16 protein-coding genes and 1 pseudogene are annotated in these 24,956 nt (G+C 71.0%); 3 read left to right on the top strand and 14 right to left on the bottom strand.

Annotated features, from left to right (window positions below):
* Positions 1-11: 11 nt before the first annotated feature.
* From ACIO6U_RS35210 to ACIO6U_RS35195, 4 genes are read right to left on the bottom strand one after another with little or no spacing between them, the layout of a single operon-like run.
* Positions 12-1,022: an ABC transporter permease gene (locus ACIO6U_RS35210; protein WP_391049893.1), complete on the bottom strand. Its 1,011-nt coding sequence runs from the start codon at positions 1,020-1,022 to the stop codon at positions 12-14.
* Positions 1,015-2,019, bottom strand: coding sequence for a sugar ABC transporter substrate-binding protein (locus ACIO6U_RS35205; protein ID WP_401725413.1), 1,005 nt, complete (start codon positions 2,017-2,019; stop codon positions 1,015-1,017). The genes ACIO6U_RS35210 and ACIO6U_RS35205 overlap by 8 nt, the downstream gene beginning before the upstream one ends.
* Positions 2,016-3,062: an ABC transporter permease gene (locus tag ACIO6U_RS35200; protein WP_401725410.1), complete on the bottom strand. Its 1,047-nt coding sequence runs from the start codon at positions 3,060-3,062 to the stop codon at positions 2,016-2,018. Before ACIO6U_RS35200 ends, ACIO6U_RS35205 begins: the two co-directional genes overlap by 4 nt.
* Positions 3,059-4,528: a sugar ABC transporter ATP-binding protein gene (locus ACIO6U_RS35195; RefSeq protein WP_401725510.1), complete on the bottom strand. Its 1,470-nt coding sequence runs from the start codon at positions 4,526-4,528 to the stop codon at positions 3,059-3,061. Before ACIO6U_RS35195 ends, ACIO6U_RS35200 begins: the two co-directional genes overlap by 4 nt.
* Between ACIO6U_RS35195 and ACIO6U_RS35190 the strand changes: the two genes are divergently transcribed.
* Positions 4,446-4,670 (top strand): hypothetical protein, encoded by a 225-nt coding sequence (locus ACIO6U_RS35190; RefSeq protein WP_391162235.1) that lies wholly within the window; start codon positions 4,446-4,448, stop codon positions 4,668-4,670. The genes ACIO6U_RS35195 and ACIO6U_RS35190 overlap by 83 nt on opposite strands.
* Before the next feature lie 251 nt (positions 4,671-4,921).
* On the opposite strand, the gene ACIO6U_RS35185 is transcribed toward ACIO6U_RS35190, so the two are convergent.
* Entirely contained in the window at positions 4,922-6,376 is a 1,455-nt protein-coding gene (locus ACIO6U_RS35185; protein WP_355349057.1) for a ricin-type beta-trefoil lectin domain protein, read from the bottom strand.
* A 444-nt stretch (positions 6,377-6,820) separates the two neighbouring features.
* Between ACIO6U_RS35185 and ACIO6U_RS35180 the strand changes: the two genes are divergently transcribed.
* Complete coding sequence (locus tag ACIO6U_RS35180) at positions 6,821-8,293, top strand: serine hydrolase domain-containing protein (RefSeq protein WP_401725407.1); 1,473 nt, start codon at positions 6,821-6,823, stop codon at positions 8,291-8,293.
* A 36-nt stretch (positions 8,294-8,329) separates the two neighbouring features.
* Here ACIO6U_RS35180 and ACIO6U_RS35175 read toward each other — a convergent pair whose 3' ends face one another.
* The 4 genes from ACIO6U_RS35175 to ACIO6U_RS35160 form a co-directional block, all read right to left on the bottom strand.
* Entirely contained in the window at positions 8,330-9,616 is a 1,287-nt protein-coding gene (locus ACIO6U_RS35175) for a cation:proton antiporter (protein WP_401725405.1), read from the bottom strand.
* 62 nt (positions 9,617-9,678) lie between these two features.
* Positions 9,679-11,121 carry a cytochrome P450 gene (locus tag ACIO6U_RS35170; RefSeq protein ID WP_401725402.1) on the bottom strand — a complete coding sequence of 481 codons (1,443 nt, stop codon included), beginning with the start codon at positions 11,119-11,121 and terminating at the stop codon, positions 9,679-9,681.
* Positions 11,115-12,194: an alpha-hydroxy acid oxidase gene (locus tag ACIO6U_RS35165; protein ID WP_401725399.1), complete on the bottom strand. Its 1,080-nt coding sequence runs from the start codon at positions 12,192-12,194 to the stop codon at positions 11,115-11,117. Before ACIO6U_RS35165 ends, ACIO6U_RS35170 begins: the two co-directional genes overlap by 7 nt.
* A complete protein-coding gene (locus ACIO6U_RS35160; protein WP_401725397.1) occupies positions 12,191-13,876 on the bottom strand; it encodes an NAD(P)-binding domain-containing protein in 1,686 nt (561 codons plus the stop codon). The genes ACIO6U_RS35165 and ACIO6U_RS35160 overlap by 4 nt, the downstream gene beginning before the upstream one ends.
* A gap of 294 nt (positions 13,877-14,170) precedes the next feature.
* On the opposite strand from ACIO6U_RS35160, the gene ACIO6U_RS35155 reads away from it, so the two are divergent.
* Positions 14,171-15,700, top strand: coding sequence for a class I adenylate-forming enzyme family protein (locus tag ACIO6U_RS35155; protein ID WP_401725394.1), 1,530 nt, complete (start codon positions 14,171-14,173; stop codon positions 15,698-15,700).
* Positions 15,701-15,785: 85 nt separating this feature from the next.
* On the opposite strand, the gene glgX is transcribed toward ACIO6U_RS35155, so the two are convergent.
* From glgX to ACIO6U_RS35130, 5 genes and pseudogenes are all read right to left on the bottom strand, one after another.
* A complete protein-coding gene (glgX, locus tag ACIO6U_RS35150; RefSeq protein WP_401725392.1) occupies positions 15,786-17,900 on the bottom strand; it encodes a glycogen debranching protein GlgX in 2,115 nt (704 codons plus the stop codon).
* A 166-nt stretch (positions 17,901-18,066) separates the two neighbouring features.
* Positions 18,067-19,110, bottom strand: a complete 1,044-nt coding sequence (locus tag ACIO6U_RS35145) for a zinc-dependent alcohol dehydrogenase family protein (protein ID WP_401312472.1) — start codon at positions 19,108-19,110, stop codon at positions 18,067-18,069.
* Between the two features lie 103 nt (positions 19,111-19,213).
* Complete coding sequence (locus tag ACIO6U_RS35140; protein ID WP_401725388.1) at positions 19,214-22,876, bottom strand: alpha-N-acetylglucosaminidase TIM-barrel domain-containing protein; 3,663 nt, start codon at positions 22,874-22,876, stop codon at positions 19,214-19,216.
* A 229-nt stretch (positions 22,877-23,105) separates the two neighbouring features.
* Positions 23,106-23,492: pseudogene (locus ACIO6U_RS35135) on the bottom strand (hypothetical protein).
* 220 nt (positions 23,493-23,712) lie between these two features.
* Entirely contained in the window at positions 23,713-24,750 is a 1,038-nt protein-coding gene (locus ACIO6U_RS35130; RefSeq protein WP_401725385.1) for an alcohol dehydrogenase catalytic domain-containing protein, read from the bottom strand.
* Positions 24,751-24,956: the final 206 nt, after the last annotated feature.

The following is a 24,956-nucleotide window of genomic DNA, read 5'->3' as shown; positions in this document are numbered from 1 at the left end:
GACGGCGGCGGTCAGGCGGTGGCCGATCGTGGGCGTACCCAGCGCACCAGACCGTCCCCGCAGGCGGCGACGAAGATGAGCGCGCCGGTCACCATCTGCTGGTCGTAGGAGGCCAGTCCGAGCAGGCTCATGCCGTTGGAGAGGAAGCCGAGGAACAGCACCCCTGTCGCGGTGCGCAGCAGGCTGCCCCGACCGCCGAACAGACTGGTGCCGCCGAGGACCACGCCGCCGACGACGTTGAGCAGCAGGGGGCTGCCCATGCTCGCTCCCGCCCCGGCCAGTTCCGAGGTCAGCACGACACCGGCCAGCGCCGAGAACAGACCGGCCACCGCGTACACGCTGGTCTTCATGAGGGGGACGTTGACCCCGTTGATCCGGGCGACCTCCTCGCTGGCTCCCAGCAGCAGGACCCGGCGGCCCCACGCCGTGCGCGTCAGGGCGACCTGCGCGACCACGTACAGCCCGACCGTCATCCACACGGCGTACGGCACGCCGCCGGGCCCGTCGATGCTGAAGTCGACGAAACCGGTCGGGACGGGGGCGATCGTCCTGCCGTGGCTGAGGAGCGTCGTGGCGCCGCTGACGACGTACAGCGCCGCGAGCGTCACCGCGAACGGCACGACGGGCAGCCTGGCGACCAGCAGTCCGACCAGCACACCGATGGCCGCCCCGGTCAGCAGCGCGAACGTGATGCCCGCCGCGACACTGTCGGTCGTGGTGATGACCCACGCCCCCGCGACGCCGCTGGCGCCGATGACGCTCCCGGTGGACAGGTCGATGCCGCCGGTGAGGATCACGAAGGTCGCGCCGATGGCGGCGATCGCGACGACGGCCGACTGGCTGAACACATTGGTGATGTTCGACGACGTCAGCAGGCCGTCAGTGGTCAGGCTCAGGACGGCGATCAGCACGGCGAGGGCCGGCAGCATCGACAGATCGCCGAACCAGGCGGGACGACGGGCCGGATCACGCAGCCACGACAGGCGGCCCGGACGCGATCCGGTGTCGGCGGTCTCAGGCACCGCAACCCCACACCTGGGAGCTGACGGCCGCGAAGTTGGCCTGGTCGAGGGTCACGCCCGCGCTCTGGACCGTCTTGGGGTTGACGGTCTGCTTGGCCAGCGCCGTGGCGATCGACGCGACGGCCTCCTTGCCGAACTGGTCGACGCGGGTGGCTATGTCGGCGTCGAGGGTCTTGTCCTTGATGGCCTTGCAGCCGTTCTCGTCACCGTCGATCGTCACCAGGAACACATGCTTGGGGTCGCCGATCGGAGCGAGCCGCTTGGCGGTGGTGAGCGCCGACTGCACCGACGGCAGAAGGAAGTCCGACGGAACGAAGATCGCGTTGATGCCGGAGTCCTTCTGCAGCGCGTTGGAGGTGCCGTCCAGCGCCTGAGACGGGTCCCAGTTGGTGGGGACCCGGCTGACCACCGTGACGTCGGGGTTGCCGTCCAGCGTGTGGTCGAAGCCGTCCCTGCGGCCGATCGCGTTCTGGTCGGTGAGCGCGCCCACCAGCTCCAGCACCTTCAACGGCTTGGACTTGGCCGCCGCGGCGAACTCGTCCGCCGCCAGCTTGCCGTCCGCCTTGGGGTCGCCGGTGATCTGGAACGTGATGTCCTGTTCGTCGGCGACCGCCCGGTCGATGGTCACGAAGGGAACGCGGCGGGCCTTGGCCAGGCTGATCGAGGAGGCGATCTGCTTCCCGTCCTGCGCGATGACGATGAGCGCGTCGACCTTGCGGGTCTGGATCAGATCCTGGATCTGCGACGCCTGCTTCTGCGCGTCCTGGTCCGCGACGGAGAAGACGACCTTGTAACCGGCCGCTGCCGCCGCCTTCTCGATGGAGACCTTCTCCGAGGTGCGGATCGCGTTGAGCAGATCGAAACTGACCCCGATCGTGCCGTGCTTGCCCCCGGACGTCGATCCCGCCCCGGATTTCGAGGACGAGCCACAGGCCGTCAGCGCCAGGCAGGCCACGGCCGCGACGGCCGCGCATCTTGTGATCAGGTTCGGCTTCATCTGAGCTCCTTCAGTTTCGTTGCGCCGGCCTCCGCGGGCACGGTCCGGGGGCCGTCCGACGGAGAGGTACGGGTCGGACCGAACAGCCGGACCGGATTGCGCCACCGGACGGCGGCGGCGAGAACAGCGACGAGCAGAACGGCGCCCCGGACGATGTCGAAGACATAGGGAGAGGCCCCGGAGAACACCAGTCCGGTCTGCGCGGTCGTGAGGACGAGGGCGCCCAGGACGGTGCCGGTGATGCTGCCGCGGCCACCGAACAGACTCGTCCCGCCGAGGACGACGGCCGTGATGACCGTCAGTTCGTAGCCCTGGCCGATGGACGGCTGAACGGCGCCGAGGCGGCCGGTCTGGGTGAGGGACGCGAGCGCGGCCAGCAGCCCGGCCAGCGCGTACGCCCCGACGGTCACCCACTTCACGGGCAGGCCCGCGTTGACGGCGGCGTCGCGGTGGGAACCCACCGCCTGGAGATACCGGCCGAACAGCGTGCGGCTGAACACCCAGCCCCCGCCGAGCGCCGCGGCCGCCGCCAGCCAGACCGGCGCGGGAACCCCCAGCACCGCCGATGTGCCGATGTCCCGCAGATTCGCCGGGAGGTTGATGTTCTGCTGGCCGGTGATATGACCCCCGGCGCCGCGGAACACCTGGAGAGTGGCGAGGGTGACGATGAGGGCGGGCACCCGGCTCGTCGCGACCGCGGCGCCGTTGAGCAGCCCCATGCACACCCCCGCCGCGGCGACGGCGAGGAACACCACGCCCGCGGGCCTGCCGATCAGGGCGTCGCTGGACTCGACGGCGGCGGCCAGGAACAGCATCGAGCCGACGGACAGGTCGATTCCCGACGTGATGACCACGTAGGTCGCGCCCACCGCGGCGATGGTCAGGGGACTCGCCTGTACGGCGATGTTGCGGAAGTTCGCCGTACCGGCGAAGCCGTCGTAGGACACCGACAGAACGATCAGCAGCACCGCCAGCACGGGCAGCAGCGGCTGTCGCCGCACCAGCGCGCGGGGGCCGTCGTACAGCCACGAAGGGGTTCTCATCGGACGCCGCCCGTGGCGAGCCTGATCACCGTTTCCTGAGTGGCCTGGGACCTGTCGAGAATGTCAACCAATCTGCCGTCGTGCATGACCCCGACGCGGTGGCTGAGGCCGAGCACTTCCTCCATTTCCGAACTGATGAGCAGGATGGACGATCCGCTGTCGGCCAGATCGATGAGAAGACGGTAGATTTCCGCCTTGGCGCCGACGTCGATTCCCCGGGTCGGCTCGTCCAGAATGATCAGACGTGGTTTCCTGGCAAGCCACTTGCCGATGACGACTTTCTGCTGGTTTCCTCCACTGAGTGAATTCCCGCCGGATTCCAGGCCGCCGCGGGCGACGAGCCCGACCTTGGCGGCGAGTTCTTGGGCCAGACGCCGTTCGGCCCGGTGGTCGAGCCAGCCGCCCTTTCGCGCGGCGGAGACCGAGCCGAGGTCGACATGGGAGAGACTTTCCCGAATGGGCCGCTCCAGAAAGAGCCCTTCGTGCGCGCGGTCCTCGGTGACGAACGCGATTCCGGCCGCGATGGCCGCGCGGACGTCGCCGCGGCGCAGCGGCTGCCCCGCGATCTCGATCCGCCCGGTCCTGCCGCCGAGCCCGAAGACGGCCCTGGCGACCTCGGTGCGACCGGAGCCCATCAGCCCCGCGAGCCCGAAGATCTCGCCCTTGGCGATGTCGAACGAGACCCCGCTGACGCGTGCGTCGTCGTCGAGGTCCCGCACCGAGAGCATGGTCTCGGACCGCGGACGCGGCAGCGCCGGGTATCCCCGGGCGAGTTCGCGTCCCACCATGAGGGCTTCGAGCGCGCTGCGGTCCAGTTCGCTCGTCGGGCGGTCGCCGACGACCTGTCCGTCCCGCATCACCACGATGCGCTGGCTGAGCCGCGCGATCTCCTCCAGGTAGTGCGAGATGTAGAGAACCGCCACTCCGTCGGCGCGCAACTGCTCGATGATCCGCATGATCAGTTCGCGTTCCGCGAGGTTGAGCGAAGCGGTCGGCTCGTCGAAGACGATGGCCCGCGGTTCGGTGGCCAGCGCCTTGGCGATCTCCACCAACTGCCGCTGCCCGGCGGACAGGTCCCGTACGAGCGCCTCCGGGCCGAAGCGCGCGCCGACACGGTGCAGGACGGGCGCCGCGAGCCGCTTGAGGCGTCCTGGCCTGACGGTCAGCGAGCGGCCGTCGCGCAGCCGGCCGATGAGGATGTTCTCGGCGACCGTGAGATCCGGGAAGAGACTGGTCTCCTGGTGCACCGTGGCAACACCTGAGCGCTTTCTCGCAGCGCCCGTTCCGGCACCGCCCGTCCCGCCCGCCGCACCCGCCTTGTCGGCGTCGGCGCCGGGCCCGCCGAAGTCGACCCGCCCGGTGTCGGGACGCAGGATTCCGCCGATGATGTTCTTCACCGTGGATTTCCCCGCGCCGTTTTCACCCGCCAATGCGACGACTTCGCCGCCCGATACGGTGAAGGACACATTCTGGACCGCCGCGACACCGCCGAACGACTTCGACACATTGCGCACCACGATCGCCGGCGCCCCGCCCGTCATCCTCGGCTCGCAATTCCGGCAGACATGTTTCCTCCGTGAAGTGATGGGGACGTCCCGGTACACCTGATCTGACGCCCCGGTACACCTGATCTCCGGACGCCGTATATCGGCCTGTCAGGATGCGGATGACGCTAAGGCCAAGAGTCGTGCGTGTGAAGTTCGTGTTTCGGGAGGCGTCAATCCGTTAAGCGAATGGCCCGGAGCGGCGGCTTCCGCCGTCCCCCGGGCGGTGCCGCCGCCCGCCGACTCGGCGAGCGCCGCCGGCCACGGGGTGGAGTCTCCGCGACCGGCGGCGCATGTGCCCGGCAGGCGTCCTCGTCACAGGAGCTGCCATTTCTGGTTGGTGCCGTTCCCGCAGGACCAGAGCTGGACGTTCTGGGCGCTGTAGAGGTCGGCGTCCAGGCAGAGGTGCGAATCGACGCCGCGGACCGTGCCGTCGGAGAAGAACAGCCACTGCTGGTTGGCGGTGCCCAGACAGTCATGGCTGATGACATGAGTGCCGTTGGTCTTGCCGAAGCCCTGGGCGTCCAGGCACTTCGTCCCGTTGTAGACGCTGATCGCGCCGTTGGACTGGCGTGTCCACTGCTGGTTGTCGCCGGCGCCGCAGCCCGCCACCTGGAGCTGGACGTCATTGACGTGGGACGCGCCGGGGATGTCGAGGCACGCGGTGTACCCGACATCGCGCAGCCGGGTCGTGCTCGCACCGGACGCGCCCCAGGCGTATTCGAGGCGGTTGACGGCCGTCTGGTTCGGGACCCACAGCGGCAGATTCTGGGTGCCGCCGCCGTACGCGCTGTAGAGCCTGAGGATGTTCAGCGAGTCGTGGTCGGAACTGGTGGTCCTGCCGCCGATGCCGTGGCACCAGATCGTGCCCAGGTTGTACTGGCGGGCGACATCGGTGACGGCCCGCAGGAAGGCGACTTCCTTGGGCGTGGTGCTGCTGGGCGTGGCGTCGTAGTTGATGCCGTTGTCGGCGTCGGCGCCGAACTCCTCGATGACGGTGCGCGAGGAGCAGTTGCCCATGTAGGTCTTGATGTCGTTGACCCAGTCGCTGTACGACCGCGCGCCGTAGGGGAAGGCGTAGCGGTGCATCGCGAGGTAGACCCCGTTGAAACGGGAGTCGTTGCACAGCGGCCTGAGGTCGCTTCCCCAGCCGCCGCCGTCGGCCTGGGCGCCCTCGATGAACATCCGGCTCCTGGGCAGCCCGGCCGCGCTCGCCCGGGCGATCCAGTTGGCGGCGAAGTCGAGCCACTGGGGAGTGGTCATGCCGACGGGCTCGTTCATCGGGTCGAAGGAGATGAGCGGATTGCTGAGATACCGGGCGATCTCCGTGTCCCACATCTGATTCCAGGTGGGCAGGTAAGCGCTGGTTATCGTGTTGCTGCCGTCCTCCGACCAGTAACAGAGAATGACCTTGAAGCCCTTGGCCGTCGCCGCGTCGATCACGGCGTTGTAGGTGTTCCAGTTGACCGTGGCGGGATTCATCGGCAGCCGCACGGTGTTGGCGCCCAGAGTGCTCTGGAACGCGGCGAACATACCGTCGGCCTTGGTCCTGGCGGAGTTGTAGTCGTCGTTGGCCGACAGGCCCTGGAGCACGAGCCTGTCGAAGGTGAAGTTGTCCCCGAGGCGCGACCAGTGCACGCCGTGGAACTGGCTGGGGTTGAGGGGGGTTTCGGCGGCGGTGGCCGATGTCGCGGCGGTCACCGTCATCAGCGGGACCACGGTGAGCATGGCCAGGGCGGTCAGTACCCAGGTCAGCAGACGGCGGCTCATACGGGGTGGAGCGGGTGCGATCACCATGGGGTGGGGGGGTGACATGACGTCCTTTCCGGCGTGGCGCGAATTGCTGAACACGGCCCGACGTGGGCGGCAACGCGCCGTCGACAAGTTGGGGATGAACGTATCGACGCCTCCCATCTGCGTCGATCGCGTCTTTCGGAAGGCGGTCATCCGCGGGACGAATAGCGGGAGTTCTCGACGGTCGGGCCGCCGATAATCCGCACCCGTTATGCGAATGGCGGCCATTCGGAATGCGGAATGCCCGCTATTCGGTGCGACCGCGCCGCGTCACCGGGGCCGTACGGGACCCGGCGGAGGGGACGCGGCGGCCCCGCGCGCGGATCTGTCCGGCGGCCCGCCGACGACACCCCCCCTGGACACCCGTGCCGGGGCGCGGCGAGGATGGCCGTCGAAGATCCAGCAGCAGGAGGAAGCCCGATGACCGCTCACCCGCTGCCCGTCAGCAGCCCGGCCGCGCAAGGCGTCGACGCCCGCGGAGTCCACGCGTTCCTCGACGCGATCGAGGCGGCGCCCGGTGTCGAACCGCACGGCCTGATGATCCTGCGGCACGGCCGCGTGGTCGCCTCCGGCTGGTGGGCTCCCTTCACCGCCGACCGGCCGCACCGGCTCTACTCGATCAGCAAGAGCTTCACCGGATCGGCCGTGGGCTTCGCCATCGACGAGGGACTGCTGGACCTGGACGCCCGGGTCATCTCCTACTTCCCCGAATTCGACGCCGACATCACCGATCCCGGAAGCCGCGCCATGAAGGTGCGGCACATCGCCTCCATGGCCAGCGGTCACCTGTCCGAGACCGTGGTCCAGGCGCACGCGATCGACGCGGAAGAGCCCGTCCGCGGCTTCCTGCTGATCCCGCCGGACCGCGAGCCGGGCTCGGTGTTCGCGTACAACCAGCCCACCACGTACACCCTCGGCGCCATCATCCAGCGCGCCACCGGACAGACGCTGACCGAGTACCTGCGGCCCCGGCTGCTCGATCCGCTCGGCATCGGCGAGACGCTGTGGGAGCGCGACAGGGCGGGCCGCGAGCTGGGCTACAGCGGGCTGCACGCCGCCACCGACGCGGTCGCCCGGCTCGGCCAGCTCTACCTCGACAAGGGCGTGTGGGAGGGCGAGCAGCTCCTTCCGGCGTCCTGGGTCGCGCAGGCGACCCGCGCGCACGTCGACAACGGCGACGGCTCGTCCGAGGCGCGGAACTCCGACTGGGCACAGGGATACGGCTTCCAGTTCTGGATGTCGCGCCACGGCTACCGCGGTGACGGGGCGGTCGGGCAGTTCTGCGTCGTGCTGCCCGAGCAGGACGTGGTGATCGCGATCACCGCGAACACCGATCTCATGCAGTCCGTGATGGACATGATCTGGGAGCACCTGCTGCCCGCCTTCGGGCCGGAGCCGGTGAGCGCCGCGGGGCAGGACGCGGAAGAGAGCGCCGAGGACGCGGCGCTGCGCGAGCGGCTGTCCCGGCTCGTCCTCCCGACGGTCGATGGGGAGGCGGCGCCCGCCGACACCGAGGCGTGGTCCGGAGTGCGGTTCGCGCCGCGCGACGGCGAGGCCGAGGCCCAACCGAGCCTGACGGCGGTGGAGTTGACAGCCGACGGCGACGGCTGGATCCTCACGCTCGACCAGGCGAAGGACGAGGACGAGCCGCCGTTCGCGCTGCGCTTCGCCGGGACCGGCTGGGCGGTCGCCGAACGGCCCGCCGTCCCCGTACCGACCGCGGTCAGCGCGGCCTGGACCGACGCCGACACCTTCGTCGCCGAGCTGGGATTCCTGGAGACCCCGCATCACTTGACGCTCACGTGCTCGCTCGCCGCCCGCGACTTCACGGCGGCCTGGCACGGGAAGCCGCTGCGTCCGACACCGCTCAGCTCGTTCGGCGCGCCCCGCTGACCGCGCCGCGTCCGGCCCGGCGGCGAGGCCGCGTCCTCACTCGCTGACGGCGGAGACCTTCGACGGAGGCGGTGCGGCGGGGACGGCGGGCGCGTCCGGGACGCCGCCGTCCCGCCGGTCCCACAGCGCCAGCAGCGGCGTGGCCATCACCGTGGTCACCAGCGCGACCAGGACGAGCACGGTGAACATCGACCGCGTCACCACGCCCTCCGCCAGCCCGACGTTGATGGCGATGAGCTGCATCAGCCCGCGCGCGTTCATCAGCGTGCCGACCCGCAGCGCCACGGGACCGCTCTGTCCAGCGAGCCTGGCGGCCAGCCAGCACGCGCCGAACTTCCCGACCACGGCGGCCAGCGTGCAGCCCGCGGCGAACAGCAGCAGCGTCGGGTCGGTCAGCAGACCGGTGTCGGTGTTCAGCCCGGAGTACGTGAAGAACAGCGGCAGCAGCAGGACGCGGCTGACCGGCGCCGCGGCCTCCAGCGTACGGTCGATCCTCGGCGCCCTCGGATACGCGACGCCCAGGCTGAAAGCGCCGAAGACCGCGTAGAGGCCGATCCGGTCGGTGTACCAGGCCGCCAGGCACAGCAACAGCAAGGTCACCAGCAGCAGTTGATCCGAGGGCAGCCGCTCCGCGATCCGGATCGCGGGACCGCGCAGCCGCACCAGTGCGAACAGCACCACCGCGAGACCGGCCGCGCCCGCCACCGCGAGCACGACGGGCCCGGAGGTGCCGCGAGACAGGCTGAGGACGCCCGCCAGCAGAATCCACGCGACGACATCGTCCAGCGCGCCGGCCGCGAGCGAGATGGTGCCGAACGCCGTGTCGGTCAGGCCGCGTTCGGTGATGATCCTGGCCAGCATGGGGAACGCGGTGATCGACAGTGTGACGCCGACGAAGGGCGCGGCCACGTACATCGGCACACCGGCGGGAGCGGTGTGCACCGAATCGCGCACGGCCCACACCAGCGCGGTGCCCAGTGCCAGCGGTACGAGAATCCCGGCCGTCGAGATCAGCGCGGCGGGTCTGGCCACCGGTTTGATCCGGTTGACGCGGAATTCGTACCCCGCCTGGAACATGAAGAGCACCAGACCGAGTTGCCCGGCCACGTACAGCACGGGCCGCAGGTCTGCGGGGAAGACGGCGTGCTCCCACGAGGGGGCGACGAGGCCGAGTACGGAGGGACCGAGGAGCACGCCCGCGATCATCTCGGCCACGACGGGCGGCTGGGCGAGCGGGCGCAGCGCCCAGGCGGCGATCCGGCAGGTGAGGAGGATGACGACGACGGCGAGCAGGAAGGCGGGGCCGAGCGCGGTCGCGGACATGGCGGGCTGCCCTTCGGCGGGTGCGGATTCATGGGGGGAGGCAGTGCCTGTGACTGCCGGGGTCAGTGGGGGTGAGGACAGCGGTCCGCGGGCCCGCCGGACGCGTCGTCGTCCGGGCCGTGACCGCCCGGACGCGCGTCGGTCAGCGGACGGCCCTGTGTGTCGTGCGCGGCGAACCACCGCTCTGTCGGCCGCTGCCGCCGCGCGTCCAGCACCATCCAGGTGCCGAAGGCCAGTTGGAGCAGACTGCGGCCGACGTCCTCCCAGCGGTCGCGGACCCGCAGGAACGCTCGGACGGCGGCGATCCGGTACCGCGGCAGCGGCCGGTCGCGGCGCACCAGCAGGCAGGGCGCGCGGTGCGGGATGGAGCGGGTGTGCGACACCGCGGTGTGCAGGGTGAAGCGGGCCAGCACCTCGCGGGTCGCGGCCCGCATGATCAGCGGGGCGAGCCGCCAGGCGGGGCAGGGCCGGTTCGCGGCCACCCCGAAGGGGATGTGGTGCGCGTGCTTGGCGGACGTCCGATTCCACCGCTCCGGGTCGAACGTGTCCGGATCGGCGTACCCCGTCGCGTGGTAGGCGGGATAGTCGAAGCACAGCACCGTGCCCGCCGGATAGCGTGCGCCGCCGCCGAGGTCGATCTCCTCGGCCGTGACGCGGTGCGCGATGCCGAACAGCGGGTACATCCGCAGCGTCTCGTTCATCACGTGGGACAGGTACCGGTCGTCCTCGGGGTGGTCCGCCAGCCGCTGCTGGACGTCGGATTCCGCGGCGAGCATCAGCAGCAGATGCGCCATCGCCTCCGACATCTGCACGACCGCGGTGTTGAAGAAGGTGCCCTGGAGGTAGTGCGCGCGGTCCTTCGGCGACGCCAACTCCGGCGGCAGCGCGTGCGGTACGTCCCCCGCGGCCAGCCTGCGCAGCAGGTAGCGGGTCAGCCGCTCGCGCCGCCGCATGTGCCGAAGGCGGGTGTTCTTCAGGGAGTTGATGACGTCCTCGGCATTGGCCACGATGAGCCGGCGCGCGTGCGGCGGGCACGGCTCGCGGAAGACCAGGCCGTAGAAGAACTCCGCCCAGACCGGCATCATCAGATCTCGCAGCCGCACCAACGCGGCGTCGCCCGGCACGAGTTCGTCCAGCACCCGCGCCGTCCGCCGGGCCGCGGCCGCGGCGAGTTCGGCGCTGGTCCCGGCGAGGATCGCGGCGGTGGTCCGGGCGACGGCGTCGTAGCGGGGCCCCGGCTCCAGATGCTCCTGGTGGACCTCGGGACCGGGGGAGAGCCAGTACCAGAACAGATCGGACAGTGCCGCGCCCTTGCTGCGACCGCTGGCGGCCGGATGCTCGTACAACTCGGTGAAGCGGTCAGCGGCCACCTCCGGGTTGGGGACGACCACGCCCTCCGGGCCGTTGATCCGGGCGAAGACCCACACCCGCAGGGCGACGACGGTCCGCGGCAGCCAATAGGGGACGGACAGCGCGAGCGCCGCCGCCCCGGCGCGCCTCAGCACGCCCTCGCCCCCCGCGCCACGACCTGATCGCGTGCCGGGCCGCGGCAGTCGGCGCTGCCGCAGAGCGTCAGCACATGCGCCAACTCGGCCCGCAACTCCTCCAGTACGGCGGTCACACCCGCCTCGCCGTCCGCCGCGAGGCCCCACAGCACGGGCCTGCCGATGCCGACCGCCGCCGCGCCGAGCGCCAGCGCGACCACCACGTCGGAGCCGCCGCGCACTCCGCCGTCCAGCAGCACGGGGACGCGCCCGCCGACCGCGTCGGCCACCGCGGGCAGCGCCTCGACGGTGGCCGGTGCCGCGTCGAGCTGACGGCCGCCATGGTTGGAGACGATCAGCGCCTGTACGCCCTCGTCGACCGCGCGCCGGGCGTCGGCGGGGTGCAGAACGCCCTTCAGTACGACCGGCAGGCCGGTGACGTCCCGCAGGCGGCGCAGGTCGTCCCAGGACAGGGCCGGTGACATCGCGATGTCGCGGGTGCGGCCGGGCGGCGCGCCGGGCAGATCCCGCATGTTCTCGGCGGCCAGTCCCGGCGGCAGGTCGTGGAAGCCGTTGCGCTCGTCCCGGCCGCGGCGGCCGAAGACCGGCGAGTCCGCCGTGACCACCAGCGCCGTACAGCCCGCCTTCTCCGCGCGCCGGACGAGCGCGGCGGTGACCTCGGCCTCCGGCTGGAGATAGAGCTGGAACCACACCACGGCGTCGGACTGCACCGAGCGGGCGGCGGCGGTGACCTCGTCTACGGGGGTGGTGGCCGCCTGCGAGGTGATCAGTACGGTGTCGGCCGCCGCGGCAGCGCGCGCCGTGGCGCGTTCGCCGTCCGGATGGGCCAGCCGGTGGAAGGCGGTGGGGGAGACCACCACCGGCATCGACGCCCGGCCGCCGGGCAGCGACACGCCGGTGTCCGGGTGGCCCGTGCCGGTCAGCACCCGGGGCAGCAAGGCCAGCCGGGCGAAGGCGCGTTCGTTCTCGGCCAGGGCGGTCTCGGTGCCCGCGCCGCCCTCGTAGAAGTCCCAGTGGACCGGGTCGAGTCGGGCGCGGGCCCTGTCCCGCAGCGCCGACAGCACCCCGTTCACGACGGGTCGGCGGCGGGGACGGGGGCGTCACCCGTGACGGGATGGTCCGTCAGAAAGCGGACGAGCGGGGCGCGGTGGACCTCCTCGCTGTCCCACTCGTTCTCCAGATTCTCCGTGATGTGGTGCTCCGCGACCGGCTTGCCGTTCTCGAACAGCCGCACCACCGGGTGGAGATAGCGGCCGTCGAGCCCGGCGGTCGCCTGCTGCGACACCCGGCCCACGGAGATGTCGAACGGATTCACCTTGTCGTGGTCGGCGCCGTATTCGAGGGTGACCGTCAGATAGCGGCCGACGTCTCCGAAGACGCCGTCGCCGACCGCCTGGTGGAGATGGTCGACCGGCACCTCCTCGTGATAGCCGACCGATTCGCCCGACGGTCCTCGGGAGGCGATGACCGCGTCGCCGAGGAAACCGAAGAGCTGCCACAGGGCGGAGCTGCGGTTCACCCGCTCGATCACCGCTTCGGCGATCGTCCCGGGGAGTCCGGCGGGGTCGGTGCGGTCGGTGCGGTCGCCGGGACCGGCGGGATCGGCGGCCAGTTCCCGGCGCGGCCACGGCCGGTCGTGGTAACGCTGTTCCAGGATGCGGTGCAGCGCGCGGACACCGTAGCGGAAGCCGTGAATGAAACCGCTGGTGGACTTCTTGAAATCCCGCACCTGAGTGATCGTGCCGGCGAAATACAGATCGGGTACGTTCGGGGATTCCCAGGCGTCCGTCTGCGCCGGGAATCTGTCCTTGATAGTCAGTTCCGGGCGGCATTCCTCGGCGAAGACCGAGGCGTCGAAGCGGAAACCGGTGGCAAGGATAACCCGGTCGTAGGTGATCTCCTTGACCACCTCGTTCACCCGCGCGAATTTCACCGGGACCCGGTAGCGGCCGCCCTCGCCGTCCCTGGTGATGCGCAGGATCTCCCCGTCGAGCAGGGCATTTTGCGACTTGAGCTGATACGTGTCCAGGAAATTGTTGTTCACCGCCCGCAGATGCCCCACGAAATGGGTCTGCCAGGCGAGCCGCAGCGAGCCGGGTCCCGCCACATGGATGACCGAGGCCGTCTCGATGAGGTTGTCGGCGGTCTCGAAGGCCGAATTGCCCCGCCCGATGATCAGTACCCGCTGCCCGGTGAACCCGGCCGGGTCGACCGGCATCAGGTCGTACCGCTCGGCCAGTTCCACGCCCTCGATGGGCGGGATGTAGGGGCGGGACACGCCGGTCGCCATGATCAGCCGCCGGGCTCTGCGGACGGTGCCGTCCTGGTCCACGGTCTCGAAGTCCCCGCGCGGACCGCCGTCCTGCGCCGGTCGCCGGGAGATGCGAGTGATCCGCGTGCCGTAGCGGATCCGCAGGCGGTGGGTGTCGGCGAAGTCGGCGAGATAGCCGACCATGTCGTCGGCGTCGGGGAAGTACCGGGGCGTGACCGCGGTGAACAGCGGCGAGCCCTCGTCGGACAGCAGCGAGTTCCAGTCGGTGCGCAGATTCAGCTCGGGATCGTCCCAGCCGGTGTGCACCTTGTTGATGGATATGAGTTTCCTGTGTCTGGGAAACCTCGTGAAGAAGGTGCCGGGAGCCGCGCCCGCCTCGACGACCAGATAGTCGCGTCCCGCGCGTTCCAGGAAATATGCCGCCTGGATTCCCGCGGGTCCCGCACCGACGACGAGGTAATCGATCCGCTCTTCTCCGGACACTGGGCCTCCCGGCTCCTGAGATGGACGGAGTCACCGTAGTTGAGAGTTAAAGGAGACATCTATAGGCAGGGATGTGATCCATATCACACCACAGCCCTTGGTGTTCAGGCGGATAATTTCAGCTTCGGCGCAAGTGCCCGACGTGTGCCGTGCGAGCCGTGCGCACATATGCCCGCCGAGGTTTCCCTCCCGGCATTGCAGTTGTCCGCGGCCGAAACGCGACCCCGTGACCGCCCCACCGGATCGGAGAGCGCCGTGAACAATCCGGCCGAATCGGTATTTCCCCAGCCACTCGTGGACGCTTTCCTGCGCGATCCGGGCACCCCGGCCTTCGAATTCCGGTCACATCCCGTCAGCCGCGGCGAGGTGCTCGACCTCGTACGCCGCTGTGTCGCGGGACTGCGGGCGGCCGGACTCGGACCCGGCGGGGGAGTGGCCGTCACCACCGCCGTCACCCCGCGGGGCTTCGCCGCCCAGATCGCCGCCCACCTGCTGGGATGCCGCGTCACAGGGTTGCGCCCCGGACTGACGCCGAGCCAGCTCGCCCATGTGCTGTCCACCGGAATCGACGCGGTCGTCGCCGACGACTCGACCGCGACCCCCGCGCTCCTGGCGGCGGCGGGCACCCGCCCCGTACTCGACGTGGACCGCGACCTGTCGGCCGCGCCGGCGGACACATCGCCCGACGCCCTGACCGCGCACGGCCGCCCCGACGACATCGGCCTCATCACCCTGACCAGCGGCAGCACCGGCCACCCCAAGGGCTGCGCCCAGACCTACCGCGCGCTCAGCGAACACTGGTCGTGGCAGCCCGCGCGGTGGAGCGCGACCACCGCCCGACTCGCCGCCGGATACCGCCGCTACCTCGTCTTCGGCACCCTCACCAGCGCCGTCATGCTCGAACACCTCTCCCTATGCCTGCTCGACGGCGGCACCGCCGTGATCCCCGAACCCCCGCTCACCTTCCCGGAGATCTGGCAGCGCCACCGCATCACCGCGTGCCTGTGCACCGTCCCCCGGCTCTACCAGATCCTCGACACCCTGCGCACCGAGGACATCGACACCAGCAGCCTGCGTGTCCTGCTCGTCGCGGGCTCACCGCTGCCGCCGCACCGGCTCGCCGAGGCCGCCGACCGGCTCGGCCCCGCCGTCCACCAGGGGTACGGGCAGACCGAGACGGGCATGCTCGCGCTCCTCACCCCCGAGGATGTGGCCGAGCGGCCGGAGCAAGTGATGGACTCGGTCGGCCGGCCGATGCCCGGCGTCGACGTCAGCGTGCGCGATCCCCAGGGGCGCCCCGTGCGGCCGGGCACACCCGGCGAGATCTGGGTCCGCAGCGCGGGCGCCATGTCGCGCTACTGGCAGGACGAGGAACAGACCCGCGAGGTGGTGAGCGACGGCTGGATCCGTACCCGCGACCTCGGCACCCTCGCGGACGACGGCTATCTGCGCCTGGTCGGCCGCGCCCGCGACGTCATCTTCGTCAACGCGATCCTGCACTACGCGGGAGCGATCGAGTCCGCGCTCGCCGCCCACCCGGACGTCGACCAGGCCTATGTGGTCGGGGCTCCCGACGAGACGACCGGTGAGGCCGCCCACGCCTTCGTCGTACCCGTCGTGGGGCGCACGCCGACCGCCGAGGTCCTGCGCGGCGCCGTACGCGCCGAGTTGGGCGAGGCTGCCGTGCCCGCCACCGTCACCGTGCTGGACGCGATGCCGGTCGCACCCAGCGGCAAGCCCGACAAGCGGGCCCTGCTGGCACTCCTCCCCGGTGCGCACGGTGTCCCGGGTCCGCCCGGCGCCCCGGTGACGACGACCGGCTGAGCGGACTCGCGCCCGCCCAGCCGTCAGTCGACCCGGCCGTCAGTCAGCCCACCGGGCCGGGCGTTTGGCTCGCCGCTCAGTCGGTTCAGTCGGTGCGCGGACGGATCAGGACGGTCATCGACCGCGCGTGCACCGGCACCACCGCGTTCGCCGGGATGCTCGGTCCGTCCGGGCCGCCCGTGTCGGATTCGACGGCGGTGTCCACGACGATCTGCCAGCCGTCGCCGAAGGCACCGGCCGGGACGGTGAAGTCCACTTGCTCGTCATGGCTGTTGACCAGGACGAGGAAGGAGTCGTCGGTGACGCGCTCGCCGTGCGGGCCGGGCTCGGGGATGCTGTCGCCGTTGAGGAAGGCGCCCACCGCGTGCGCGTCCTCACGCAGCCAGTTGGCCTCCTCCATCTCGCGGCCGTCCGGGCGGAACCAGACCAGATCCGGCGTGCCCTTGCCGTCCCCGCCACGGAAGAAGCGCCGTCGGCGCAGCACCGGATGCCGGGAGCGCAGGGCGATGACGCGCTGGGTGAACGCCAGCAGATTGCGCCGGGGTTCGTCCAGGTCCCAGTCCACCCAGGCGATCTCGTTGTCCTGGCAGTAGACGTTGTTGTTGCCGAGCTGGGTGCGGCCCAACTCGTCGCCGTGGGCCAGCATCGGCACGCCCTGGGACACGAAGAGCGTGGCGAGGAAATTGCGCTGCTGCCGGGCCCGCAGGGCCAGGATCTCCTTGTCCTCCGTCCGGCCCTCGGCGCCGCAGTTCCACGAACGGTTGTTGCTGTCCCCGTCGTTGCCGTTCTCGCCGTTGGCCTCATTGTGCTTGTCGTTGTACGAGACCAGGTCGCGGAGGGTGAAACCGTCGTGGGCGGTGACGAAGTTGACGCTGGCGCGCGGGCGACGGCGGCTGCCCTCGTACAGGTCGGAGGAGCCGGTCAGCCGGGAGGCGAACTCCGGCAGGGTGGAAGGGGCGCCACGCCAGAAGTCCCGTACCGAGTCACGGTACTTGCCGTTCCACTCACTCCACAGAGCGGGGAAGTTGCCCACCTGGTACCCGCCGTCGCCGACGTCCCAGGGCTCGGCGATGAGCTTGACGCGGCTGATCACCGGGTCCTGCTGCACCAGGTCGAAGAAGGCGGACAGCCGGTCCACCTCGTGGAACTGCCGGGCCAGCGCGGACGCCAGGTCGAACCGGAAACCGTCGACATGCATCTCGGTCACCCAGTAGCGCAGCGAGTCCATGATGAGTTGCAGCACGTTGGGGTGGCGCATCAGCAGGCTGTTGCCGGTGCCCGTAGTGTCGAAGCAGTGCCGAGGATCGTCGTCCACCAGCCGGTAGTACGAGGCGTTGTCGATACCGCGGAAGGAGAGCGTCGGGCCGAGCTCGCTGCCCTCCGCGGTGTGGTTGTACACCACGTCGAGGATCACCTCGATGCCCGCCTGGTGCAGGGCCTTGACCATCTCCTTGAATTCGGTGACCTGTTGACCGCGCGTGCCACTGGAGGAGTACGCGTTGTGCGGCGCGAAGAAACCGATGGTGTTGTAGCCCCAGTAGTTCGACAGACCACGGTCGCGCAGATGGCCGTCCTGCACGAATTGGTGCACCGGCATCAATTCGACGGCGGTGACGCCCAGTTCGGTCAGGTGCTCCACGATCGCCGGATGCGCCATTCCCGCGTAGGTGCCGCGCAGCTTCTCCGGCAGCGCCGGGTGACGTACCGTCAGGCCCTTGACGTGCGCCTCGTACAGCACCGACTCGTGGTACGGCCGCTTCGGCAGATGGTCCTCGCCCCAGTCGAACGCCGGGTCGGCGACCACCGAGAGCATGGTGTGGCCGAGGCTGTCGGCGGTGTCGGGCTCGTCCGAGCCGTCGTCGCGGTAACCGAGCAGCGACCGGTGGCTGTCGGGCTGGCCGTCGATGGCCTTCGCGTACGGGTCCACCAGCAGCTTCGCCGGATTGCACCGGTGCCCGCTGTCCGGCCGGTACGGGCCGTGCACGCGATATCCGTACGCCTGGCCGGGACCGACGCCCGGCAGATACGCGTGCCAGACCGATCCGTCCACCGACGCCAGCGGGGTGCGTTGTTCACGCCCGCGCGCGTCGATGACGGCCAGATCGACTTTCTCCGCCACTTCCGAGAAGAGGGCGAAATTGGTGCCTGAGCCGTCATAGGTCGCGCCCAGGGGATACGGAAGTCCGGACCATTTCTGCATTCGCCGAAGCTAACCGCTCCGCGGCACGACGGCGCCGACGCACGCCGCGTCCGTACGGGTGACACCGCGCCCGCGCCCGCAACACCGCGCCCGCGCCCATAACGTCGAGCCCGCGCCTACAACGTCGTGCCCTTGACCGCCGGGTCCGGGCCCACCACGCCCGCGCTCACTTCTTCTGCGGCGTGATCACGGTGACGCCGCCGGCCGACCCGTCGCTGAGGGCGGCCAGCGCGCCCGGTGCCGCGTCCAGGCCGATGACCGAGCCGACCAGCAGATCGGGGCGGAGCGTCCCGGCCGCGACCAGCCGCATCATCTCCGGATACGCGTGCGCGGCCATGCCGTGGCTGCCCAGAATCTCCAGTTCGAGCGCGAGCACCCGGTCCATGGGGACGGCGACACCTCCCGACGGCAGCAGCCCGACCTGCACATGCCTGCCCCGCCGCCGCAGCCCCGCCACGGAGGCCGCACAGGTGGCGGGGGAGCCGAGCGCGTCGACCGAGACATGCGCCCCGCCGTCGGTCGCCGCGCGGACCGCCTCCGCCGTGTCGACATCGGACCGCGAGGCGTCGACACCCACCGAGGCGCCGAACTTCCGCGCCAAGCCGAGGGCTTGGGCCGAGGTGTCCACCGCCACCACGCGTGCCCCGCAGGCCACCGCGATCATCACCGCCGACAGGCCGACCCCGCCGCAGCCGATCACCGCCACCCACTCGCCCGGCCGCGTACGGCCTTGCGCGACCACCGCGCGGTACGCGGTGGCGAAGCGGCAGCCGAGCGACGCGGCGGTGGCGTACGGCATGGCGTCGGGCAGCCCCACCAGGTTGACGTCCGCGTGCGGGACGGCGACGTACTCCGCGAAGGAGCCCCAGTAGGTGAAGCCCGGCTGCTCCTGCCGCTCGCACACCTGCTGGTCGCCGCGGGCGCAGGCGGCGCAGCTCCCGCAGGCGCAGACGAACGGCACGGTCACCCGGTCGCCGACCCGCCACCGGCTGACCCCGGGACCCACCTCCTCGATCCGGCCCGCGAATTCATGACCCGGCACATGCGGCAGCGTGATCCCGTCGTCATGCCCGAGCCACCCGTGCCAGTCGCTGCGGCACAGCCCGGTCGCCTCCACCCGTACGACCACCCCGTCGGGCGGACATCCCGGATCGGCCACCTCCCGAACCTCCGGCACCCGCCCGAATTCCTCGAACACCACAGCCCGCACGTCCGCCACCACCTTGCCGTCACATCAGTCGTCCCGCCCTGCCGTTGCGCCCTACCCTCGCGCACGGCCGCACCCCGCCGCACCCCGCCGCACCCCGTGGGCGTCAGGCCGCGCCGGTGACGGTGACCTCGGTGAGGTGGAAGGAGGTGTTGGCGGTGTTGCTGAGGCCGTCGACACGGATGTAGCGCGCCGCGGCGGTCAGGGTGAACGTGTCCCCGGCGTCCGTGGCGACCCCGGCGGTGTTCTTGCCGCCGAGGGCGAACCAGCGGACGCCGTCGAGACTGCCGGTCAACGTATAGGTGTAGGCGCGCTTGCCGTCCACGTAATTGCGGACGTTGACCGCCGACAGGTCGTGGGCCGCGCCGAGGTCGACCTGCCACCAGGTGTCGCCGCCGGCCATCGCGCTCGCCCAGTACGTCTTGTTGGTGCGGTCGCCGTCGACCGCCGCGGAGGGCGGGCGGCCCGCCTCGTAGGACAGGGCGGTCGTCGGCCTGCCGAGGCTCAGTACGGTGTCGCCCGAGGTGTCCCGCGCGGTGAACGGTGCCAGCGTCAGCCCGTCGAACCGCGCGGCGCCCTGGCGGTGGGTGGACGCGTTGACCGCGGAGAAGAGCAGACCGGCGTCCTCGGCGGGCGCGGCGCCGGGCAGCGGCGCCGACCCCACCCGGGTCCAGTCGGTGCCGTCCTGGCTGCACCAGCCGGTGAAGGTGTCGCCGTCGCGGCTGATCCGCAGGTGGACAGGACCGGTGAATCCGCCGCTCGACGCGGAGTGCTCAAGGGTTCCGTTGCCGTCGGCGTCCCACATGAACACGCAGCCGTGCTCCGGCGTGACGGCCAGATCGGCGTAACCGGGGCTTCCCGGCCGCGCGAGGTCCGCGCGCACGACGAGTCCGGCGCGCGCCCAGGGGCCGCTGTCGTCCTGCTCCAGCACCTCCGTGCCGACGGCCTGCCCGGAGGTCAGCCACCGCGGGCGGTAGACGGCGCCGTACTGGTCGGTGGACGCGCCGATGTCCGCGCCGCCCCCTGCCATGCCGAAGACGTCGCCGTGCTGGGCGAAGGCGATCGACGCGGGGGAAGCGGAGGACGCCGTGCGATACGGCTCGGCCACCGGTCCTGACACCAGGACGTCGGTCGTGTCGGCCGCGGTCGCCGACACCGCGTCGTCGGCTCCGTCCGACGACCAGCGCACGGTCGCCGTCAGACGCGCCAGGCCGGCGGGTGCGGCGCCGCTCGGAATCGTCACGTCCCAGGCGGCGGTGGCCGTCCCGCCCGCGGGCACCGACGGCGTGGCACCGCCGACCGGGCGGACGGTGTAGCCGCCCGGCGCGGTCAGCGCGAAGCTCGCGGCGCCGGTGGGCCACAGGGCGTTGTCGTTGGTGAAGACCGCGGTCAGCCGCACGGTCGCGCCGGGCGGCCCGGCCTTCGGGTCCGCGGCCAGGTCCACATGCCCCGCCGGATACGCGGCGACCTTCCGCGCCTGCTGATAGGCGTCATCGGTGGGCGTGCTCCGATAGCGCGCCACCTTGTGGACCCATGTCGAGGCGACCGCGCGCCAGTCGACGGCCCGCGGCGCACCGCCGGTGCTGAGCGCGGTGCGGAGCGAGTCGAAGAACGTCCGCCAGCGCGCCCCGTAGTAGTCCCCGACCAGGCCGTTCCACTCGCGCCCCGCGTAGTCCTGGATCGGATGGGTCTCCGTCCAGTCGCTGACCAGCGTGCGCAGGTCGTACTCGAGGCGCCTGGCCTCCGCGGGAGTCGGCGCCTGTGCGGCGGCCTCCTTCTGCCAGACGCCGAACAGCGACGTGCCGTCGGCGCCCAGCAGCGCGTCCAGCAGATTCAGCTTGGTCATCCACTGCCCGCTGAGCGCGTCGAAGGCGGCGGTGTCGCGGGCGGTGTACGCCTGGCGGATCCGCGGCAGCAGCGTCCGGGTGTCGTTGGACAGCACCTGACGGCCGAGGTCCACGAGGTCGTACGTGTACGCGGTGCTGCCGCGCGACGGCTGTCCCACCTGGAGGAGTTCGCCGAACGCCCGCTGGACGTCCTTCGGGTCGTACGGGACCGAACCGGCCGTCGCGGACAGACCGGGCTGGATCGAGAAGATGCTGCTGGTGTGCCTGGTCCCGGTGTCGCCCGGCCACGCGTACGCCGTACGGCCCAGGATCTGCCAGGCCGCCACCGCGTGCGGGTCGGCGGCCCCGTAGCGCGCCGTGGCGTACGCGGCCATCCAGGTGTCCATGTCGACCGCCGACGACTCCCACGCCAGATCGGCGAAGAACTCCACGGCCACCGGATTGTTGTCGATCGCCTCCGGCATCAACGCGATACCGCTCAGGGCCGTGCCGGGCTTGGCGAGCCACGCATGGAACTTCGTGTTCCACAGCGCCATGCTCGCGCCCATGTTGGTGTTGCCGCCGAAGTTCCAGATCGTGCCGAAGGCGTACGGGGTCCCGAGGTAGTCCTGGTCGCGGTCGGTCGCGCCCGTGGTGTCGGAGTTGCCGTCGAGGACGAGCATGCGGGAGGTGTCGACGGCCCGGAGGGTCTCCTCGCGCGGGTTGCTCTCCCAGCCGAGGATGGCCCAGATCGCTCCGGGGTGGGCCCGGTCGAGGGCGTTCTGTACGGCCCGGGAGGCGTCGCCGACGTTGACGTCGCCCGCCTGGCCGCCCTCGTGCAGCAGGTCCATCTTGTACATCGAGCTGTCGCCGAACAGCTTGCTCTGCTCGCCGTAGAACGCGTCGGCGACCTGGCCGAACAGCGCCGTCGTCGGGTCCAGCCAGTCGGACCGGGGAAAGCCGTTCCAGGTTCCCTGCGCGATCACATGGGCTTCCGCGTTCTTCGCGGCGAAGCCCGGCGGGACGGTGCCGAAGTAGCCGGGCAGCACCGGAGTGAGGCCGAGCTGCCGCAGATAGCCGGTCATCCGGCGGCCGAGCGTCACCCGCTGGTCGAGGAGTTGCGCGCTGATCGGGCCGTTCTCGCAGCACATGTTCTGGAGCAGCCACCACGGCTGGTGGCCGGGCTGCGGGATCCAGGCGCGCATCTCGGCGTCGGAGTAGCCGAAGTGCTGGAAGGTCTTGTCGTAGACGGCCTCCTGCCCCTCGTAGACCAGCATCTCGTTGATGCCGTCGAGCGCCAGCACGTCGATCCGCCGCTGCCACTGCTGCCAGGTCGGATACGCGCCCGCGTACCCCTCGTCGGTGTCGTTGAGGGCGAAACGGTGGGCGACGTTCGCGGACCGGCCGATGGGGGAGGACGGCAGGGGCAGCCGGTCGGGCAGCCGCAGTTGCTCCCCGTTGAGCGAGATGTCGGCGTGGGCGACGACGCGCAGGTACTGGCCGAGTCCCGCGAGGAGCGTGCCCGGTGTGGTGCCGCTGATCCGCACCCGCCCGCCCGCCGCCTCGATCAGATAGCGGTCCTGGCCCGATCCGGCGGCGATGCCCCGCAGGTCGATCTGGTGCGCGTGATCGGGGCCGAGCAGGCGTGTGACGGCGGCTTCGGCGACCGAGGTGTCGACGGCGGGGGGCGCGGCGAGGGTCGCCGTCCGGGCCTTCCCCGTCGTCGCGTCATTCCCGGTGGGAAGCTCCCTCGGCCCGCTCGGCCCGCTCGGCCCGCTCGGCCCGCTCGACCTGTTCGACCCGCTCGTCCCGGCGGACGCGGCGGGTCCTGCCACGACGGCGCCCGTGACGAGGGCCAGGAGGGTCGCCAGGACGGTGAGGAACGCCCTGACGCGTAAGGATCGGCCGCTGACGGCACGCGGGGCGAAGAGACGTGTGGACACGGATCTCTTTCCTGTCGAGGACCGGAACCGTAGGCAAACCGCTCGCAGAGTGAACTCCCCACCCGACCGTCCGTCAACAGGTACCACTCCCGTCACAGGGAGCTGATCTGACGCGCCGTAGGCGACGGCCACCACGGTGACCGGGATGTCCCGGCCAGGACCGCATCCGGCGGCGAGCCGCGCGGGCGCCGTACCGCCGCGCGTGTGCCGGGCAGGGCCGTACGGTCGCTCAGCGCTCCTGCCGCGACGGCGTCGGCGCGGTACGGGGGGCGGTCATGTCGAGCAGGAGCGTCGCGTCGTGGTCGGGGGTGCCGGGGGCGGCGGTGTAGATGCCCATGCGCTGGCCCGCGGTGCCTTCGAGGGCCATGCCCTGGAACGCGAGGGTTGTCCTGCCGACCTGGGGGTGCTGGAGGGTTCTGGTGGCGGCCTTGCGACACAGCCGCGGATCTGGTCCGCCCAGTCGGGGAAGACCTCGCGGGCGGCCGGGTGTAGTAGTCGATGCTGACCCCGGAGAGCGTGGCCAGTTCCTCGCGGCGCAGGCCGGGCGTGCGGCGGACCCCGGGCCGGGGGTGAGGCCGGCGGACCGCGGGCTGGTCTGGGTACGACGGGCGCGCAGGAAAGAGGGGTTCGGCCTCGGGGCCGTCCAACGCCCAGCCGCGGCCGGTGCCCGACCGCCTGAAGCTCATGCACCCCAGGGTGATACGGCTGATCTTGAGTCCTGAGCTTCCCAGGTTGGTGTACTCCATGGGTCCATGGAATACGCGGAGCACGCGAAGAGGGAGGCCGTGACACGGCCTCCCTCCGTCCCTCACCGCGTCGGTCCCGCGGGGGAGCGGCTACGGAATGACGAGCGTTTTGAGCGCGGTGCGCTCGTCCATGGCCCGGTACCCCTCGGGTACGTCCTCCAGCGACACGGTCTGGTCGAAGACCCGGCCGGGGTCGACCGTGCCGTCCAGCACCCCGGGCAGCAGCTCCTCGATGTAGGCGCGCACGGGAGCCGGGCCACCGGTCAGGGTGACATTCGGGCCGAAGAGGCTGCCGAAACCGACCGGCGCGTTCGCGTACTGCGGGACACCCACCCGGCTGATCACTCCGCCGGGGCGGACGACCCCGACGGCCGTCTCGTACGCGGGCATGTGGCCGACCGCCTCCAGGACGGCGCGGGTGCCGTGTCCTCCGGTCAGTTCGCGGACCTTGGCGATCCCCTCCTCGCCGCGCTCGGCGACGACGTCGGTGGCGCCGAATTCACGGCCCAGGTCGGTGCGGACCTTGTGGCGGCCCATGAGGATGACGCGCTCGGCGCCGAGCCGCCTGGCGGACAGCACCGCGAGCAGGCCCACGGCCCCGTCACCGATGACGGTGACGCTGTCGCCGGGACGTACCCGCGCCTGCTTGGCGGCGTGATGGCCGGTGCCGTACACGTCGGCCAGCGTCAGCAGCGACGGCAGCAGCGCGGTGTCGACTCCGGTGGGCAGCTTCACCAGGGTGCCCTGGGCCTGCGGGACGCGGACCGCCTCGGCCTGGGCGCCGCCGACGCCGCCCGCCGCGAAGAAGCCGCCGTGCGGGCACGAGGTGTGCAGGCCCGCGCGGCAGAATTCGCAGGTGTTGTCGGCGAAGGCGAACGGGGAGACGACCAGGTCGCCCACGCTCAGTCCCGAGACCTCGGCGCCCAGGTCCTCGACGATGCCCAGGAACTCGTGCCCCATGGGGACCGGGCCGTCCGTGGCGGACAGGCTGTGGAAGGGGTGCAGGTCACTGCCGCACACACAGGAACGGACGACGCGTACGACCGCGTCGGTGGGCTGCTCGATCGTCGGGTCCGGCGCGTCCTGCACGCGCACGTCCCCGGCCTTGTACATGAACGTTGCCCGCATGGGGGTACGTCTCGCTCTCTGCCTGGAAGGGTGCATTCGCAGACCTGCTGATCAGGTCTCTTTCAGCGTGGCACCCACGCGCGGACGGGCCCAGGGAGAGATCTCTCCCCCCTAGAGGATGTCCCGTAAATGATCTGAGGCATGCAGGCTGAACTGCTCGTTTGCCTGTTATCCGGTGAGGGTGAGGTTGTGAAGGCGGGCGATGC

The organism is Streptomyces sp. NPDC087422, assembly GCF_044744145.1.
In the GTDB taxonomy this organism is placed as follows: domain Bacteria; phylum Actinomycetota; class Actinomycetes; order Streptomycetales; family Streptomycetaceae; genus Actinacidiphila.
This window is presented reverse-complemented; position numbering and strand designations above follow the sequence as displayed.